This is a genomic window from Micromonospora cremea, from assembly GCF_900143515.1.
GTDB classification, from domain to species: Bacteria; Actinomycetota; Actinomycetes; order Mycobacteriales; family Micromonosporaceae; genus Micromonospora; species Micromonospora cremea.
In genome coordinates this window covers 2473474-2491225 of record NZ_FSQT01000002.1, presented here as the reverse complement: position 1 = coordinate 2491225, position 17752 = coordinate 2473474, and the positions used below count along the sequence as shown (strand labels likewise).

Annotated in this window: 15 protein-coding genes and 1 pseudogene; 8 read left to right on the top strand and 8 right to left on the bottom strand. The window is 72.7% G+C overall.

The window, feature by feature from the left end; translation table 11 throughout:
* Nucleotides 1–22 precede the first annotated feature (22 nt).
* Nucleotides 23–1014: pseudogene (locus tag BUS84_RS25075) on the top strand (S8 family serine peptidase).
* A 112-nt stretch (nucleotides 1015–1126) separates the two neighbouring features.
* Here BUS84_RS25075 and BUS84_RS25070 read toward each other — a convergent pair.
* Both BUS84_RS25070 and BUS84_RS25065 read right to left on the bottom strand, forming a co-directional pair.
* Complete coding sequence (locus BUS84_RS25070; RefSeq protein WP_074316082.1) at nucleotides 1127–1420, bottom strand: WXG100 family type VII secretion target; 294 nt, start codon at nucleotides 1418–1420, stop codon at nucleotides 1127–1129.
* A gap of 23 nt (nucleotides 1421–1443) precedes the next feature.
* Entirely contained in the window at nucleotides 1444–1764 is a 321-nt protein-coding gene (locus BUS84_RS25065; RefSeq protein ID WP_074316080.1) for a WXG100 family type VII secretion target, read from the bottom strand.
* A 521-nt stretch (nucleotides 1765–2285) separates the two neighbouring features.
* On the opposite strand from BUS84_RS25065, the gene eccE reads away from it, so the two are divergent.
* From eccE to BUS84_RS25040, 5 genes are all read left to right on the top strand, one after another.
* Nucleotides 2286–4010 (top strand): type VII secretion protein EccE, encoded by a 1725-nt coding sequence (eccE, locus tag BUS84_RS25060; RefSeq protein WP_143728501.1) that lies wholly within the window; start codon nucleotides 2286–2288, stop codon nucleotides 4008–4010.
* A 61-nt stretch (nucleotides 4011–4071) separates the two neighbouring features.
* On the top strand, nucleotides 4072–4458 hold the full coding sequence (locus BUS84_RS25055) for a phage holin family protein (protein WP_074316077.1): 387 nt from the start codon (nucleotides 4072–4074) through the stop codon (nucleotides 4456–4458).
* Nucleotides 4459–4585: 127 nt separating this feature from the next.
* Nucleotides 4586–5083, top strand: coding sequence for a GNAT family N-acetyltransferase (locus BUS84_RS25050; RefSeq protein WP_074316076.1), 498 nt, complete (start codon nucleotides 4586–4588; stop codon nucleotides 5081–5083).
* Nucleotides 5080–6000 carry an EamA family transporter RarD gene (rarD, locus tag BUS84_RS25045; RefSeq protein WP_074316074.1) on the top strand — a complete coding sequence of 307 codons (921 nt, stop codon included), beginning with the start codon at nucleotides 5080–5082 and terminating at the stop codon, nucleotides 5998–6000. Before BUS84_RS25050 ends, rarD begins: the two co-directional genes overlap by 4 nt.
* Before the next feature lie 236 nt (nucleotides 6001–6236).
* Nucleotides 6237–7463: an IS110 family RNA-guided transposase gene (locus tag BUS84_RS25040; protein WP_074316072.1), complete on the top strand. Its 1227-nt coding sequence runs from the start codon at nucleotides 6237–6239 to the stop codon at nucleotides 7461–7463.
* Between the two features lie 184 nt (nucleotides 7464–7647).
* Here the strand turns inward: BUS84_RS25040 and BUS84_RS25035 are convergent, their stop codons facing one another.
* Together BUS84_RS25035 and BUS84_RS25030 are read right to left on the bottom strand one after the other, a co-directional pair.
* Nucleotides 7648–8346 carry an anti-sigma factor family protein gene (locus BUS84_RS25035; protein WP_074316070.1) on the bottom strand — a complete coding sequence of 233 codons (699 nt, stop codon included), beginning with the start codon at nucleotides 8344–8346 and terminating at the stop codon, nucleotides 7648–7650.
* Nucleotides 8343–8837 (bottom strand): sigma-70 family RNA polymerase sigma factor, encoded by a 495-nt coding sequence (locus BUS84_RS25030; protein ID WP_244298900.1) that lies wholly within the window; start codon nucleotides 8835–8837, stop codon nucleotides 8343–8345. Before BUS84_RS25030 ends, BUS84_RS25035 begins: the two co-directional genes overlap by 4 nt.
* 261 nt (nucleotides 8838–9098) lie before the next feature.
* Here BUS84_RS25030 and BUS84_RS25025 point away from each other — a divergent pair, with 261 nt between their 5' ends.
* Nucleotides 9099–11225: a PhoX family protein gene (locus BUS84_RS25025; protein WP_074316067.1), complete on the top strand. Its 2127-nt coding sequence runs from the start codon at nucleotides 9099–9101 to the stop codon at nucleotides 11223–11225.
* Between the two features lie 78 nt (nucleotides 11226–11303).
* Here BUS84_RS25025 and BUS84_RS25020 read toward each other — a convergent pair whose 3' ends face one another.
* The gene (locus BUS84_RS25020; RefSeq protein WP_074316066.1) at nucleotides 11304–12086 is read right to left on the bottom strand and encodes an IclR family transcriptional regulator; all 783 of its coding nucleotides are present in this window, start codon (nucleotides 12084–12086) and stop codon (nucleotides 11304–11306) included.
* A 154-nt stretch (nucleotides 12087–12240) separates the two neighbouring features.
* On the opposite strand from BUS84_RS25020, the gene BUS84_RS25015 reads away from it, so the two are divergent.
* On the top strand, nucleotides 12241–13470 hold the full coding sequence (locus BUS84_RS25015; RefSeq protein WP_074316064.1) for an MFS transporter: 1230 nt from the start codon (nucleotides 12241–12243) through the stop codon (nucleotides 13468–13470).
* Here the strand turns inward: BUS84_RS25015 and BUS84_RS25010 are convergent.
* From BUS84_RS25010 to BUS84_RS25000, 3 genes are all read right to left on the bottom strand, one after another.
* Nucleotides 13446–14519: a polyprenyl synthetase family protein gene (locus BUS84_RS25010; protein WP_074316063.1), complete on the bottom strand. Its 1074-nt coding sequence runs from the start codon at nucleotides 14517–14519 to the stop codon at nucleotides 13446–13448. The two genes, BUS84_RS25015 and BUS84_RS25010, sit on opposite strands and share 25 nt — an antisense overlap.
* A 102-nt stretch (nucleotides 14520–14621) precedes the next feature.
* Nucleotides 14622–16175, bottom strand: a complete 1554-nt coding sequence (nuoN, locus tag BUS84_RS25005) for an NADH-quinone oxidoreductase subunit NuoN (protein ID WP_074316062.1) — start codon at nucleotides 16173–16175, stop codon at nucleotides 14622–14624.
* A complete protein-coding gene (locus tag BUS84_RS25000) occupies nucleotides 16172–17704 on the bottom strand; it encodes an NADH-quinone oxidoreductase subunit M (RefSeq protein WP_074316060.1) in 1533 nt (510 codons plus the stop codon). Before BUS84_RS25000 ends, nuoN begins: the two co-directional genes overlap by 4 nt.
* Nucleotides 17705–17752: the final 48 nt, after the last annotated feature.

The window sequence follows — 17752 nt, the reverse complement described above, 5'->3', positions numbered from 1 at the left end:
CGACACCATACGGAGGCCGTCGATGTCCCGGTCGATTGCGCGCCCGGTCCTGGCAGGGCTGGCGGCGACCCTGCTGACCGGCGCGGTGGTGCCGGCCGGCGCGGGCAATGCCGCGCTCCGGACGGCTCCGGCCTGCGCGACCGCACTCGCCCCCGTGCGGCCGGTCGCGGCCCTGCCCTGGCCGCAGCAGCGGTACGACCCCGCGCGGCTCGCGCCGCTGGCCAACGGCACCGGGGTGACCGTGGCGGTGGTCGACTCCGGGGTCGACCGGGTGCACCCTCAACTGGCCGGGCGGGTGCTGGCCGGCACCGACCTCCTCGACGCCGGCGGGGACGGCCGCAGGGACTGCGCCGGTAACGGCACCGGCGTGGCGAGCATCATCGCGGCAGCACCCCGACCCGGCGTCGCCTTCCACGGCCTGGCACCGGGTGCCCGGATTCTGCCGGTGCGGGTGAGTGAGCAGCAGGTGGTGCAGGGGCGGGAGTCGGGGCGTACGGTCAGCGCCCGCGAGTTCGCCCGGGCCATCCGCTGGGCCGTGGACCACGACGCGGACGTGTCGCACCGGGCAGCGAGGTGCTGACCGCCGCGCCCGGTCAGGGCCACCACCGGGTCGATGGCACCAGCTACGCGGCGCCGTTCGTGGCCGCCACCGCGGCGCTGCTGCGCCAGTACCGGCCCGAGCTGACCGCCGCCCAGGTGGCGGCGCGGATCGTCGCCACCACCGATCCGGCGCCCGGCGCGGGCGGTGGGTACGGCGCTGGCGTGCTGAACCCGTACCGGGCGGTCACCGAGACCGGTGGCGGGCAACCGGCCGGCCCTCGGGCTGTCGCCGCGCTCGCCGACGACCGGGCCGATCCGGCGCTGGTCGCGCGCCAGGCCCGTCGGGCGACGGCCCGGGACCAGGCCCTGCTGGTCGGCGCGGTGATCGGCACGACGGCGGTCACGGTGGGGCTGCTCGCCCTGGTGCTGCGCCGAGCTGCCCGCCGACGCTGGCGGCCGGCCGACCCGGCCTGACACCGGCACCCGACTGCCGCGCTCCCCGATCAGGCGCGACCGGGGCGCCGACCCGGACACGGTCAGCGCTCCCGGCCCACCTCGGGCGACCGACACTTCTGAACGCCCTACATCACTGGAACAGCCCGGTGTTCTTCTTCTCGGTGTCCAGATAGTCGGCGGCGGAGTCGTTCACCGCCAGCTTGATGTCGCGCAGCATCGCCTGGAGGTCCTGCGAGGCGGACCGCCACCGCGCCTGGCGCTGCTCATACGCCTGCCGGGCCTCGCCCGTCCAGCTCGCCACCAGGGGCGCGGCGTCCCGTTCGAGCTGGCCGAGCTGCGAGTCGAGCGTGTTCAGCGCCTTCTGGATGTCCGCGCCGGCCTGCTGAAGCGCAGCGAAGTTGACGACCAGCACACCGTGGTCCATCGGATCTCCCTCCCGAGTGGGGGTCAGAGCGGCAGCTGGATGCCGCCGCGGTTGGTGCCGGCCACCCGGCTGGCCGACTCGTCGTCCGAGACGTCGTACTGCCGGCCGGCGGTGCGGATCGCCCCGGCGGTCTCCCGCAGCGCCCGGTGCAGAGCTGCCTGGTCCTGTGACCACTGCTGCTTGACCTGCTCGAACGACCGCCCGCCGGCGCCGCGCCAGGCGTGCTGCAACACCTCCAGCTCGGCCAACAGGCCGGTCAGCATGGACTGCAACGACTGGTCCACCTGCTCGAACTTCGCGGCGCTCTGCTGCATCACCGCGGCTTCTGCCTGGGTCTGGGACACCCGGACGTCACCTCGTTTCCTCGGTCGTGACTGGCCGTCGACGCGCCCACCCTGGGGGCGCGCAGCTCGCGTGGCCCGGGTCGTTGAGCACGGTGAACGCGGGTCAGCGAAGAACTTCGTGGCTGACGGTAGCGGCCCGGTAGCGGTTCTGCTACCCCCCCGCGTCTCCCCTGTGGACAACCACGACCGACATCGGTCGCTTACGATGTGTCGCAGCCACGTCGCGGCGCGTGACGGGCCGCGGGAGCGGCCGACCGCCCGGCACGGTCCACACTGCTCGAGGAGGCGCGGTGCCGGCGACAACCACCGGAGGGCCGCAGCCGGCGACCGGGCCCGGCGTAGTCGCGCCGACGACGGGGCCAGGCGTAGTCGCGCCAGCGACCGGGCCAGGCGTTGCGCCGCGGGCGACCGGGCGCGGCCGGCCCGCCGACACCGCTCCCGGGTTCTCCGAGCGGGGCACCCCCGACCGCCCGACACCGGTCGCCCGCTGGGCCTCGCCCGGCAGACGCGGGGGCACCGGGGTGCGCGCCGGCCAACTGGTCACCGGGCAGGTCGCGGTGGCGCTCGTGCTCGCCGCCCTGGGCCGGGGCACGCCGGTCACCCTCGCGGCCCTGCTGGCGGCGGTGCTGCTGATGGCGACCGCCTGGGTCCGGGTCCGGGGGCGGTGGCTCTTCGAATGGCTGGGCACCGCCGCCGGGCACCTGACCCGACGCCGCGCGCTGGCCGGGCCGGCCGGCCCGGCCGAGCTGCTCGACCTGGTCGCCCCCGGCACCATGGTCCGCTCGACGGAACTCTCCGGAGGGCCGGCCGCGGTGCTGGAGGACACCGACGGCATGGTGGCGCTGCTGGAGCTCGGCGATCCCGGCGACCTGCTCGGCGACGCGGCCCGGACCGTCCCCGGGCCGTCCGCGCTGCTGCCGCCGGTCGGGCCGGACGTGCCGCCGCTGCGGATCCAACTACTGCTCGCCGGGACACCGGCGCCGGTGCCGGCGGCGGGCGGCACGGTCGGCACGTCGTACCGGCAGCTCACAGACGGGCGGCTCGCCGGGCGGGAGCGGGCGGTGCTCGCGGTCCGGGTGCTGCGGGTGGACGGCTGGTCGGAGGAGGACCTACGTCGGGTGCTCGCCGGCACGCTACGCCGGATCGTCCGCCGGATCGGGCCGCTGACCGCCCGGCCGCTCGGCGTGCCGGCGGCGCTGCGCGTCCTGAGCGAACTGGCCCACCACGACGGCCATCCGGTGCGGGAGTCCTGGCCGGTGCTCCGGTCCGGCGCTCTGGTCCAGGCCACCTTCCGGCTGATCCGGTGGCCGGACGCCGACGGTGCGGGAGCGCGCCGGCTGGTGCCACGGCTGCTCGCGCTGCCGGCGACCGCGACGACGGTGTCGCTCTGCGCGGGCCCGCCGCCGGTCAGCGGCGCGACCCGGGTGCCGACCGAGCTGACCGTACGCCTGGCAGCCGGAACGGCAACGGAGCTGACCGCGGCCGCCGAGGCGCTGGACCGGTTGGTGACCGGCCTGGGTGGGGAGCTGAGCCGGCTCGACGGCGCGCACCTGGCCGGGCTGGCCGGCACGCTGCCGCTGGCGCTCGCGACCCCCGCAGGACAGTCGCGGCCGGCGCTGGACGACTGGGAGCTGCCCCTGGGCGAGGCGGGGATGATGGTCGGCACGAACCGGCACGGTGGGGCGGTCACCGTTCGGCTGTTCCGGCCGGAGAGCACCCGGGTACTGCTGGTCGGCGGGGTGCGTGCCGCCCAGTTGGTGGCACTGCGCGCGATGGCGCTGGGCGCACTGGTGGTTGTCCAGACCGGACGCCCCCGCGCCTGGGAACCGTTCGTCCGGGGCGTGGGCGCGCCGGGCGGGACGATCCCGCTGATTCCGCCGGGTCGGCCGGTCGCCGACGGGGTGGGCACGGCGCTTCGGCCGTTGCTGCTGGTCGTCGACGCCGGGCCGGTGCCGGCCGACACCGAGCCGGGCCCGCCCTGGCGGGCCACCCTGGTGGTCCGGGACGAGCTCACCCCGGCGGACGTGGACGCGCTGACCCGGGCCGACCTGGCGGTACTGCAACCGCTGGACGCCACCGAGGCCGCGCTGGCCGGCACCGCGCTCGGGCTGGGCGGCTCGGCCGAGTGGTTGACGCGGATCCGGGACGACATGGTGGCCGTGGTGAACCGGCGCGCGCTGCGCTGGGCGCTGCTCTCCCCCACCCCGATCGAGGCGCAGCTCATCGGACGACCCGCGCGAGGCTGAACCGTTCCGATCGTCCATCGGCGGGTTACGCCGGTGCCCGGTCCGTGGCACGATCCCCGCCATGGGTTTTCTGAAAGGGCTGCTGATTCGGCTGGCCACCACGGCGCTGGCCTTCTGGCTGGCCACACTCCTCATTCCGGGCATCACTCTGGAGTCGTCCTCCGCCACCGAGACCGTCACCACGCTGATCCTGGTGGCGGCGATCTTCGGTGTGGTCAACGCGGTGCTCCAGCCGATCATCAAGACCGTCGGTTGTGGCTTCTACCTGCTGACCCTCGGGCTCATCGCGCTGGTGGTGAACGGGCTGCTGTTCCTGCTCACGAGCTGGATCGCCGACCAGGCGGGGCTACCGTTCGAGGTGGACGGCTTCTGGCCGGCCGCCGTGCTGGGCGCGCTGTTCGTCAGCATCGTGACCTGGGTTCTCGGCGCCATCCTCGACCGGGACTGACCGACAGCCGACCAGGATCGACCCGGAACGCCCGGGCCCCGGCCGTGGCCGGAGCCCGGGCGTTCCGGTGACCAGAGTTCGGGAATTGGCCGGCGCGGGGGCCGACCCCGGCGGCTAGCGTCGCGGGGTGTTCTCGCTGACCCGCTCCGACGGCCACCTGCTCAGCACCGATCCCGCCCGGCTCGATCTGGACCGGGTGCACCGGTGGCTGTCCACCGACGCGTACTGGGCACTGGGCCGGGACCGGGAGACGGTCGTCCGGGCGTTCGCCGGCTCGCTGCCGTTCGGCGTCTACCGGCCCGGGGACGGCCGCCAGGTGGCGGTGGCCCGGGTGGTCACCGACGGCGCCACCTTCGCCTGGCTCTGTGACGTGTACGTGGACCGCCCCGCCCGGGGTCACGGGTTGGGCGGCTGGCTGGCCGCCTCCGTCCGCGACCACCTGGGCGAGCTGGGCGTACGCCGGATCCTGCTGTGCACCAACGACGCGCACGAGGTGTACGCACGGGTGGGCTTCACGCCGCTGGACGTTCCGGAGCGGTGGATGCAGCTCGATCGTCGGCCCCCGGTGACCCCGGTCACCGGAAAGGAGCAAGGCGGAGATTCACCCCTTACGGTGGAGCGGTGACGCCACTCCGCCTGGGATACCTCTACGGCCTCGGCGCGTACCTGCTCTGGGGCTTCTTTCCGCTCTATCTCAAGCTGCTCCGACCGGCCGGCCCGCTCGAGATCCTCGCCCACCGGATCGTCTGGTCGGTGGTCTTCGTGGCCCTGCTGCTGGCCGCGTTACGCAACGTCGGCTTCCTGCGGGCGTTGCTGCGCCGGCCCTGGGCGATGGCCGGGATCGTCGCCGCCGCCGCGCTGATCGCGATCAACTGGGGCACCTACATCTACGGAGTCAACTCGGACCGGGTGGTGGAGACCGCGCTCGGCTACTTCATCAACCCACTGGTGGTGGTGCTGCTCGGGGTGACGGTGCTGCGGGAGCGGCTGCGCCCGGCGCAGTGGGTGGCGCTGGGCATCGGCGCGTCGGCGGTCGCGGTGCTCACCGTGGACTACGGCCGGCTGCCCTGGCTGGCCCTGACCCTGGCGTTCAGCTTCGCCGGCTACGGCCTGGTCAAGAAGCGGCTCGGGCTGCCCGCCGCGGAGGGGCTCTTCGTCGAGTCGGCGGTGCTGGCGCTGCCCGCGCTGGGCTACCTGGCCTGGCTGACCCGGCGCGCCGAGTCGACCTTCGGGCACGTCTCGGCCGGGCACACCGCGCTGCTGGTGCTGGCCGGCGCGGCCACCGCGATCCCGCTGCTGCTCTTCGCCGGGGCCGCCAACCGGTTGCCGCTGAGCAGCCTCGGCATGATCCAGTACCTGGCACCGATCCTCCAGCTCGGCTGCGGTGTGCTGATCTTCCACGAGCCGATGCCACCGGCCCGCCTCGCCGGCTTCGCGCTGGTCTGGCTCGCCCTCGTCGTCTTCACCGCCGACGCCGTCCGCCAGTCCCACCGGACCCGTACCCGCGCGACCACCCCCCGCACCCCCATCCCCACCCCCTAATGGGAGGCGTCGGGTCAGCCGGGAGGCAGACTCGATGTCCGGTAGCCGCGGACGAGTGAGCACTCCCACCCCCTGGACCGGTGAGTCCTAGGGTCAGACCGTGCCCTTGTCCGTGGTCGGGAGATGGACGGCTGATGGGATGTCGTGCCCGCCGGGGTCGGCGTGAGCACTGGTCCATTAGGGCGCTGAGTTCTCCCGCGGGCTGCTGACGGAGTTGCGGTGGAACGGAGGCGGGTGTGCTGTTCGTCGGTGACGACTGGGCGGAAGATCATCACGATGTGGAGGTGCAGGACCAGCACGGGCGGGTGATGCGCACGGCGCGGCTGCCCGAGGGTGTGGACGGGATGGCCCGCTTGCATGAGCTGGTCGCCGGGTTCCTGGCTGATGACGCCGAGCCTGCTCAGGTGGTGGTGTGCATCGAGACTGATCGTGGGCCGTGGGTGCGGGCGCTGGTCGCGGCCGGCTACCAGGTGTTCGGGGTGAACCCGAAGCAGGCCGCGCGGCATCGGGAGTTGGTGTCGCTGTCGGGGGCCAAGAGCGACAAAGGCGATGCGCACGCCTTGGCTGACATGGTCCGGACCCGCCGTCATCAGCTGCGTCCAGTGGCCGCCGATTCCGACCTCGCCGAGGCGGTCAAGGTGGTGTCCCGGGCGCACCAGACGCTGATCTGGGAACGCACCCGTCACATGCTGCGGCTACGCGCGGCGCTGCGGGAGTACTTCCCCGCCGCGCTGGATGCCTACCAGCCGCTGACACTGACCGGGGTCGACACCCTCGAACTGCTGGCCAAGGCACCCACCCCGGACCAGGCGGCCACGCTCACCCTCACCCAGATCAGCACGGTTCTCAAGCGGGCCCGCCGCCGCCCGATCGCAGACAAGGCCGCCACGATCCAGCGGGCACTGCGCACCGCGCACCTGCGCCAACCCGAGGTCGTCACCGCCGCCTACGCGGGCACCATCGGCGCCACCGTCGCGATCCTACAGACCCTCAACGCTCAGATCCGGGCCATGCAAGGCCAGGTCGAGGCGCATTTTGGCCAGCACCCGGACGCTGAGGTCTACCGCAGCCAACCCGGCATCGGCGTGATCCTCGGCGCCCGGGTGCTCGCAGAGTTCGGCGACGCACCAGGGCGCTACGCCGACGCCAAAGCCCGCAAGAACTACGCCGGCACCGCACCCATCACCCGTCAGTCCGGCAAGTCCAAGACCGTCCACGCCCGCATCGTGCACAACGACCGGCTCGTCGACGCCCTGCACACACAAGCCGGCGCCGCGATCCTGCACGACCCCGCGGTCCGCGCCTACTACGACGAGCTGCGCGCCCGCGACATCGGCCACAACGCCGCGCTACGGCAGATCGGTAACCGCCTCGTCGGCATCCTCCACGGCTGCCTCAAAACCGCCACCCTCTACGACCAGACAACCGCCTGGTCGCACCGGGCCCAACCCGTCGCTGCTTGACATCCAAGCGCCTGGGATGTCTGACCGCCCCGCACGCCCCGCCCCCGCCCGGCCCGGCCCGGCCCCGCGATCTTGCAGTTCCGGTCGCCAGAATGCCCGGTATGCCCCTTACGTCTCGGCAGCAAGTGCAAGATCGCGGCGGAGAGGGGGGCGGGACCGCGGAAGGCAGGAGGGACGGGGCGGGTTAGGGGACGGCGTAGGACAGGACCGGGGTGCCGTCGGCGCGTTGAAGTTCGACGCTGACCAGCTCGGCGTCGGTGAACCGGGTCGCGCCGGTGAACTGGAGGGCGTCGCCCGGCGCGGCCAGCCAGGAGCCGATCTGCTCAGTGGCGCCGTCGGGGCCCCGTGCCACCAACCGGAAGGTGTACGCCTTGCCGTAGCCGGTCCGCGGGTCGTACCCGCAGCGCATGGTCACCTCGGTGCCCCAGTCGGTGCCGGTCAGCCCGATCTCGGCGTGCACCGGCCCGGCGCTGGCCACCGGTCGCATGGCGACCATCGACACCTGCGGCTCGGGGGTCCCCGGGACGCCCGGGGTGCCGCGCAGCACCGTGGCGGCGCCCACGCCGACCACCAGCGCCAGCGCGGCGGCGACCAGCCCGGTCAGCGCGTACCGTCGGCGGGTCGCCCACCGCTCGCGACGGCGGCGGGCCTTGGCCTCCTCGAGCAGCGCGGGCACCCGGGGCGCGGTCGGCGGCGGCAGGAACTGCTCCAGACCCGCGGGGTCGAGGCGACCGAGCAGCCCGGGCAGGACGGCGATCTCGGCGACCGCGTCCCGGCAGGAGGCGCAGCCGGCGAGGTGCCGCTCGTAGGCCGCCCGCTCGGCGGGGGCCAGGGCTCCCAGCACGTACGCGCCGTCGTCGTGCGCGAACTCGCACCGGGTCATCCCGTCACTCCCATCTCAGCCAGGACCAACCGTAGTGACCGCAGCGCGTAGTGGGTGCGGGACTTCACGGTGCCCGGTGGCACGCCCAGCCGGGATGCCGCCTCGGCCACCGACCGCCCCTGGTAGAAGCACTCGACTAGCACCTCGCGGTGGGTCGGGCTGAGCCGGTTGAGCGCCTCGGCGACGGTCCACGCCTCCACGGCGCGTTCGGCCTCGTCGACCACCTCCGGCGGTTCGGGCATCTCGTCGGTGAAAACCTCACCGACCCGGGTGGACCGCCGCCGCCAGGCGTCGATGGCGAGGTTGCGGGCGGTGGTGAAGAGCCAGGCCCGCACCGACCCGCGTCGCGGATCGAGCGACTCCGGGTGCCGCCAGGCCCGCAGCAGCGTCTCCTGCACCAGGTCCTCAGCCCGCTGCCGGTCCCCGTTGACCAGCCGGAGGGCGTGTGCGTACAGCGCCTCCGCGTGCTCCTCGTGCAGCGCGCGCAGCAGTTGGGCGTCGTGGTCGCTGATGGCGGTCTCCTCGCTTCCCGGCGCGCGTCCGGCGGTGCGTTCGCTCGTGAATACGTGCGGTCATGCCGATCGGTTCAGCCCGAGGTCAGACCGGTTGCGCGCGGCCGGCGCCCACAGAGGTGTTCACGCCTGGTTCACATCGCGGCCGACGACCGCTCACCGCGTCCTCCTAGCGTCCGGCAGGTACGCCCGGCCAACGACTGATCCCGCGTGCCACCGACCCTCCCAGGAGGCTCCTCCATGAGCGACCGTCCCCGGCTGCTCCCGCTGTTGGGCGCGACCCGCCACGGCAGCCGTGACGCCATGACCTGTCTCTACCGCTGCGGAAACGCCTGTGACCACCCGGTCCCGAACACCTCCGACAACGCGTACTTCGGTGACGTGGTGAACGCGGAGGTCTCACGGCGCGGCGTGGTCCGGGTCGGCGCGGTCGGGGCGCTGGTCCTCGGCTTCGGTGGTGCGGCGGCCGGTGCGCTGGCCGGTGCGTCGCCGGCCATGGCCGCCCCGGCCATCCCGGACGTCCCGGAGGCGTTCGGTTTCGGACGCGCCAGCACCGGTGTCGGCAGCGGGGCGCTGACCTTCAAGCCGATCCCGCCGAACAAGTTGGACACCCTGGTCGTGCCGAACGGGTACGACCACGCCGTGGTCATCAAGTGGGGCGACCCGGTTGTGCCGGGCGCGCCCGAGTTCAACGTGCACGAGCAGACCGCCGCCGCGCAGTCGAAGCAGTTCGGCTACAACAACGACTTCGTGGGCGTGCTACCGCTGGACAAGCGGGGCAACCGGGCGCTGCTCGTGGTCAACCACGAGTACACCAACGAGGACCTGATGTTCCCGGGCTTCCCGGGCCTGGACGGGCTGTCGGTGGAGCAGCTGCGCACCGCGATGGCCGCGCACGGCATGTCCGTGGTGGAGATCGAGCGGGTCGCCGGCACCGGGCAGTGGAAGCCGGTCGACAACGGCCGCCGGCCGTACAACCGCCGGGTCACCGCGCTCGGCACCAAGTTCGACCTGACCGGCCCGGCTGCCGGCTCGGCCTGGCTGAAGACCGCCGCCGACCCCAGGGGCCGTACGGTCGTCGGCACGCTGAACAACTGCGCGGGCGGCGTGACCCCGTGGGGCACGGTGCTCTCCGGCGAGGAGAACTTCAACCAGTACTTCGTCGGCGCCGACGGGGCACCGGCGGAGCTGAAGCCGAAGCTGGACCGGTACGGCATCAGCACGGCGTCCCGCTACCCGAGCGGCAGCCGCAAATGGGAGCGCGCCGACGAGCGCTTCGACCTGGCCAGGCACCCCAACGAGGCGCACCGGTTCGGCTGGATCGTCGAGATCGACCCGTTCGACCCGGAGAGCCGCCCGCGCAAGCACACCGCGATGGGCCGGTTCAAGCACGAGGGCGCGAACGTGATCGTGGCGAAGGACGGCCGCGTGGTCGCGTACATGGGCGACGACGAGCGGTTCGACTACCTGTACAAGTTCGTCTCGGACAACAAGTTCATGAAGGGCAACTCCTGGGCCGCCCGCAAGCACAACCTGACGCTGTTGGAGTCCGGCACCCTGTACGTGGCGAAGCTGGACCAGACCAGCGCAGCCGAGATCGACGGCTCGGGCGAGCTTCCCGCCGACGGCGCGTTCGACGGCCGGGGCCGCTGGATCAAGCTGGTCAGCGGCAACCGTTCGTTCGTCGCCGGGATGACCGCCGCGGACGTGCTCACCTTCACCCGGCTCGCCGGCGACAAGGTCGGCGCGACCAAGATGGACCGCCCCGAGGACGTCGAGCCGAGCCTGCTCACCGGCAAGGTGTACGTGGCGCTGACGAACAACACCAACCGGGGCGTCGGCAGCAACCCGAAGGCCGACGAGGCGAACCCGCGAAACGCCAACAAGCACGGGCAGATCCTGGAGCTGGTCGAGGACGGCGGCGACAACACCGCCGAGACGTTCGCCTGGTCGCTGCCGATCGTCTGCGGTGACCCGACCGACCCGTCGACGTTCTTCGCCGGGTACGACAGGACCAGGGTCTCCCCGATCTCCTGCCCGGACAACGTCGCCTTCGACGCCACCGGCAACTTGTGGATCTCCACGGACGGCAACGCGCTGGGCAGCAACGACGGCCTCTTCGCCACCGCGGTGGAGGGCCCGGAGCGCGGCCACCTCAAGCAGTTCCTCACCGTGCCGATCGGCGCGGAGACCTGCGGCCCGTTCATCACCGGCGACAACCGCTCGGTCTTCGTCGCCGTGCAGCACCCGGGTGAGATCACCGGGGCCTCGGTGGAGAACCCGGCCTCCAACTGGCCCGACGGCGACTACGCCAAGCCGGGTGTGGTGGTCACCTGGCGCCTGGACGGCGGCCCGGTGGGCAGCTGACGTTGCTCCGGCGGTCCGGCGCTGGACCGCCACGAGAGGCCCTCTCCCAGCCTGGGAGAGGGCCTCTCGGCATCCGTGTCAGTGGTCGGTGGCGATGCCGTCGGCGACGGCGCGGGCCACCGTGAGCAGCTTGGCCCGGACCACCCGGGCGGAGGTCATCATCTCGCTGGCCGGCAGCGCGCAGGCGAGCACGACCCGGCGTTCCATGTCCTTGTCCGGCGTGACCAGCACCGACGCACAGGCCACCCCCTGGCGGAACTGACCCAGCTCCAACTGCATCCCGCGCCGGTCGCCGGCGGCGATGTCGGCCTCGAACGTCTCGGTGCTGGTCAACGTCGCGGTGGTGAACGGCCGCATGCCGTACTCCCGGAGGTAGCGGAAGCGTTGTTCGGCGGTGAGGGTGGCGAGTAGGGACTTGCCGAGGGCGGTGGCGTGCGCCCCCTCGTCGAAGCCGGGGACCAGGTCTTCCAGGTAGGGCGACCGGGGCCCCTCGGCGACCGCCGTGATGGCGACCTGGCCACCGACGAAGCGTCCCAGGTAGTGGCTGTAGCCGGTGTCCGCGGCGGCCCGCCGCAGCGTCTCACCGACCGCCGGCGGCCCCCGGAAGGCGGTCACCAGCTCCCGGTAGCGGTCGGCCACCTCCAACCCCACGATGTACGTGCCGTCCTCTCGACGGATCACGTAGCCCTCGTAGGCCAGGGTGCGGACCAGGTGGTACGTGGTGGCCACGGTCAGCTCGCACCGCCGGGCGATCTGCTTGACCGTCAGGCCCTTCGGGGCGCGACCGACCGACTCCAGCACCCGCAGTGCTCGGGACACGCTGCGAATCAGGTCCGAAGGTTCTGCCAAGGGGTCGCGCACAACCACCTCCGCCGCCGGGGACTTACACCATATGAAAAACAGGCCGGGTGCGAAATGCCTGTTCGGGTCGAGGATGCCAGATCACCATCCACGGGTCGTGCACCGACGGTCACCGGGAGTGGTCCGAGCGCCACTCGCGTAGGTTTGCCGGACGATGAACGACACCACCCTCACCTCCGCCCCGGACACCGCCCGGACCCGCCCGATCCGGGCCAGCGCCGGTGCTGTCCTCACCACCGTGGCCTGCGTGCTGCCCGTCTTCCTGCTCGGTGGCCTCGCCGTGCAGATGGGCGCGGACCTCGGGTTCTCCCCGGCCGGCCTGGGCCTGGCCGTGGCCGTCTACTTCGGGGTCAGCGCGCTGGCCTCGGTGCCCTCCGGCCGCCTGGTCGAGCGGTACGGGCCGACCGTGGTGGCCCGCTGCGGCATCGTGCTGGCCGCCGGGTCGATGCTCGCCGTGGCGGTGCTCGCCCGGTCGTACCCCGTGCTGGTCGGGCTGCTGGCGCTCAGCGCCGCCGCGAACGCCCTCGGGCAGTTGGCCAGCAACGCCGCGCTGGCGCAGCATGTTCCGACCCGTCGGCAGGGGCTGTCGTTCGGCGTCAAGCAGGCGGCCATCCCGGTCTCCACCCTGCTAGCCGGGGCGGCGGTGCCCACCATCGCGCTCACCGCCGGCTGGCGCTGGGCGTTCGTGGCCGCCGCCGGTGCGGCGCTGACGACGCTGCCCGCCGTACCTCGGCAGCTGCCCGGCCGGGCCCGACGGGCCGGCGCCACGCGTGCTGGCCGGGCCACGGTCGCCCTGGTCGTGATCGGTGTGGCGGCGACGCTGGCCGCGGCCGCAGCCAACGCGCTGGGCACCTTCCTGGTGGACTCGGCGGCCGCCCGGGGGCTCTCACCGGGCCTCGCCGGTCTGACGCTGACCCTGGGCAGCGCGGTCTGCGTGGCCGCCCGGGTCGGTGCCGGCTGGCTGGCCGACCGCCGCGCCAGCGGCCACATCGCGCTCATCGCCGCGATGCTGGTGGTCGGCGCCGGCGGGCTGGGCCTGCTCGCGCTGACCGGCGCGGTGCCGCTGGTGGCCGGCGTGGTGCTCGGTTTCGGCCTGGGCTGGGCCTGGCCCGGCCTGGTGAACTTCGCGGTGGTCCGGCTCCACCCGCAGGCCCCAGCCGCCGCCACCTCGATCACCCAGACCGGGGTGTACGCGGGCGGCTGTCTCGGCCCACTGAGCCTCGGCCCGCTCGCCGCCCACCTCGGCTACCCAACGATGTGGACCACGGCGGCGGTGTCCATGCTGCTCGCCGCCGCTCTGATGCTCGTCGGCAGCCGCCTGCTGACCCGCATCGCCGCCGGGGCGGGTCGAGCCGGAGATCAGCTGGTGCGGTCGGCGATGTAGTCGCAGAGCGACTCGAGGGCGCGGCGGGACGGGCCGGCCGGCAGCGGGGCGAGGCGCGCGCGAGCGTCCTCGGCGTAGCTGCGCACGGTCTCCCGGGCACGCTTGAGCGCCGGACTCTCCCGGAGCAGCCCCAGCGCCTCGGCGTGCAGCGCGTCGTCGGTCAGCGGGCCGGTCGCCAGGATCTCCCGCAGCCGCATCGAGGACGCGTCGAAGTCGCCCGCCGCGCGGGCGTAGAGCACCGGCAGTGTGGGGACACCCTCGCGCAGGTCCGTGCCGGGCGTCTTGCCCGACTGCACCGACTCGGAGGCGATGTCCAGCAGGTCGTCGGAGAGCTGGAAGGCGACGCCGATCGTCTCGCCGTACCCGGCCAGCGCCTCGACGTGCTCGGTGCAGGCGCCGCCGAACAGGCCGCCGAACCGGGCCGACGTGGCGATCAGGGAGCCCGTCTTCTCGGCGATCACGTGCAGGTAATGCGCGACCGGGTCGTCGCCGGCGCGCGGCCCGACGGTCTCCGCGATCTGGCCGTGCACCAGTCGGGCGAAGGTCCGCGCCTGCAACCGGACCGCGTCCGGGCCCAGGTCGGCCGCGATGTCCGCGGCCCGGGCGAAGAGGTAGTCACCGACCAGGATGGCCACCGAGTTGGTCCAGCGGGAGTTCGCGCTCGGCGCGCCCCGCCGCACGGCCGCCTCGTCCATCACGTCGTCGTGGTACAGAGTGGCCAGGTGGGTGAGCTCCATCACCACCGCCGCCGGGACCACCTGCGGGCTTGTGGGGTCACCGAACTGGGCGCCCAGCGCCACCAGCAGCGGCCGGAACCGCTTGCCGCCGGCCTCGACGAGGTGCCGGGCGGCCTCGGTGACGAACGGGTCGGCACTGGCCACACTGGCCCGCAGCTCGACCTCGACCCCGTCCAGCAGGCCCAGCACGGACGCCTCGACGCGGGGATCGGCGAGATGGAGGCCGAGCGCGCCGAACTGACTCGTGCTCGCCCGACCCCGCCGACCGCCGGAGCCGGTGGCACCTGAACGCTCGCCAGCCGGAATCACCACGCATCAACCATGCCACACCCGTTCTACCTGCTCCGGGCGGGGGATACGCACCGGGGGCCGGCACGCGAACGCGTGCCGGCCCCCGGGTTGCCGAGGCTCTGGTCATCGCACGAAGTCGGCGGCTCCGGTGGCCAGGTCGAGCAGCGGCGCCGGGGCGATGCCCAGCACCAGGGTGGCCAGCACGCCGATCATCAGCGCGGCGGAGGTGAGGCCGCCGGGCACGGTGACGGTCGGCGTGGACTCGCCCGGCTCGGAGAGCCACATCATCACCACGACCCGCAGGTACGGGAAGGCCAGCACCATGCTGGTCAGCACACCGGCGATCACCAGCCAGGCCTGGCCGCCGTCCAGCGCCGCACCGAAGACCGCGAACTTGCTCATGAAGCCGCTGGTCAGCGGGATGCCGGCGAAGGCCAGCAGGATGAACGTGAACAGCCCGGCGAAGAACGGCGAGCGCCGGCCCAGCCCGGCCCAGCGGGACAGGTGGGTGGCCTCCCCGTCGTCGTCCCGGACGAGGGTCACCACGGCAAACGCGGCGAGCACCGAGAAGCCGTACGCGACCAGGTAGAACATGGTGCCGGCGAGCCCTTCCCGGCCCGGCGCCAGCACGCCGACCAGCAGGTAGCCGGCGTTGGCGATCGAGGAGTACGCGAGCAGCCGCTTGATGTCGGTCTGGGTCACCGCGAGCACCGCGCCGACCAGCATGGTCAGCACCGCCACCGCGCCGAGCACCGGAGTGAAGTCCCAGGCGGCGCCGGCGAACGCGACGTGGAAGACGCGCAGCAGCGCGCCGAACGCGGCGACCTTGGTGCAGGCGGCCATGAAGCCGGTGACCGGGGTCGGCGCGCCCTGGTAGACGTCCGGCGTCCACACGTGGAACGGGGCCGCCGCGGCCTTGAAGAGCAGGCCGATGGCGAGCAGCGCCATGCCGGCGAAGAGCAGCACCGGGCTGGCCGGCGACTCGGTCACCGCCGCGTTGATGGTGGCGAAGTCGACCCCGGCCACGCGGCCCGGAATGCCGGCGGTGAAGCCGTAGATCAGGGCCACGCCGAACAGGAAGAACGCCGAGGCGTACGCGCCGAGCAGGAAGTACTTCATCGCCGCCTCCTGGCTCAGCAGCCGCCGGCGACGAGCCAGCGCGCAGAGCAGGTACAGCGGCAGCGAGAAGACTTCCAGCGCGATGAACATCGTCAGCAGGTCGTTCGCCGCCACGAAGATCAGCATGCCGCCGATCGCGAACGTGGTGAGCGGGTAGACCTCGGTGAGGCCGTTGCGCCCCTCGGCCTGCCGCCGGTCGTCGGCCGACTCGGCGGTCACCGCGGCCTGGGCGACGAACGCCCCGCCGCGCTCCACCGAGCGGTCACCGATCAGCAGCAGCGCCATCGCGGCCAGCACCAGGATCGCGCCCTGGAGGAAGAGCGTCGGTCCGTCCACCGCGAGGGCCTGGCCGGCGGTGATGATCCGGTCGTCGGCGTTGAGGACCACCATGGTCAGCGCGGCGAGGACGGCCAGCAGGGCCAGCGTCAGCTGCACGACGTGCCGCAGGCGCCGGGGGACGAAGGCCTCGACCAGCACGCCGAGCAGGGCGACGCCCAGCATGATCATGATCGGGGCGAGCGCCGCGTAGTTGAGCGACGGCAGTTTCAACTCGGTCACTTTGCCGCCTCCTGGACGGTGCCCACCGACGGGGCGGGGTCGGTCCTGCCGATGTCGTCCATGGTCGCCTGGACGGCGGGGTTGATCACGTCAGTGACCGGCTTGGGGTAGAAGCCGAGCAGCACGATCAGCGCGATCAGCGGGGCGACCACGACCTTCTCGCGCAGGTTGAGGTCCCGACGCATGCCGTCGACCTCGGTCAGTGCCGGGTTGAGCGTTCCCTGGGTGGTGCGCTGCACCATCCACAGCACGTACGCGGCGGCCAGGATGATGCCGAGTGTGGCGATGACCGCGACCGGCTTGTTCACCGTGAAGGTGCCGATCAGCACCAGGAACTCGGAGATGAACGGCGCGGTGCCGGGCAGCGCGAGCGAGGCGAGACCGGCGAAGAAGAGCACCCCGGCGAGCACCGGGACCAGCTTGCCGGCACCACCGAAGTCACTGATCAGGGCCGAGCCGCGCCGGGTGATCAGCATGCCCACCACCAGGAAGAGCAGGCCGGTGGCCAGGCCGTGGTTGAGCATGTAGAGCACCGCGCCGGTGCCGGCCTGGGTGGTGAAGGCGAAGATGCCCACCCCGATGAAGCCGAAGTGCGCGATCGAGGTGTACGACACCAGCCGCTTGAGGTCGTTCTGGCCGACCGCCAGCAGCGCGGCGTAGACGATGCCGATCACGCCCAACGCCAACGCCCACGGCGCGAACCACTTCGACGCCTCGGGGAACAGCGGCAGGCAGTAGCGCAGGATGCCGAACGTGCCGACCTTGTCCAGCACGCCGACCAGCAGCGCCGCGGCGCCCGCCGGTGCGGCGCCACCGGCGTCCGGCAGCCAGGTGTGGAACGGGAAGAACGGTGCCTTGATGGCGAACGCGAGGAAGAAGCCGAGGAACAGCCAGCGCTCGGTGCCGGTGCTGATGTCGACCTGCGACAGCGCCTGCCAGTCGAAGGTCTTCCCGCCGACCACCCACAGCCCGATCACCGCGGCCAGCATGAACAGGCCGCCGACGAGCGAGTAGAGGAAGAACTTCACCGCCGCGTACTGCCGCTGGTGGCCGCCGTAGCTGCCGATCAGGAAGTACATCGGCACCAGCATGACCTCGAAGAACACGTAGAACAGGAAGACGTCGGCGGCGGCGAAGACGCCGATCATCGTGCACTCGAGGACCAGCAGCAGTGCGAAGTAGACGGGCACCGACCGCTTCGACGACTCCGCGTCGTGCCAGGACGCCAGGATCACCAGCGGAACCAGCACCGCGATCAGCATCAGCATCACCAGCGCGATGCCGTCGGCGGCGAAGGTGAAGCTGACACCCCAGTTCGGGATCCACGAGTACGACTCGCGGAACTGGAAGCGGTCACCGCCGGCATTGAAGCTGACCCACATCACCACCGAGAGCACCAGCACCAGCAGCGACCAGGCGAACGCCACCTGCTTGGCCAGCTCCGGCCGGTGGCGCGGCAGGAACGCCACCACCAGGGCGCCGACCAGCGGCGCCACGGTGAGCACCGAGAGGAACGGGAAGTTGGACATTATGCGGCCTTACCTCCGTCGTCACTGCGTGGTCCGCCGGCGGGGGCG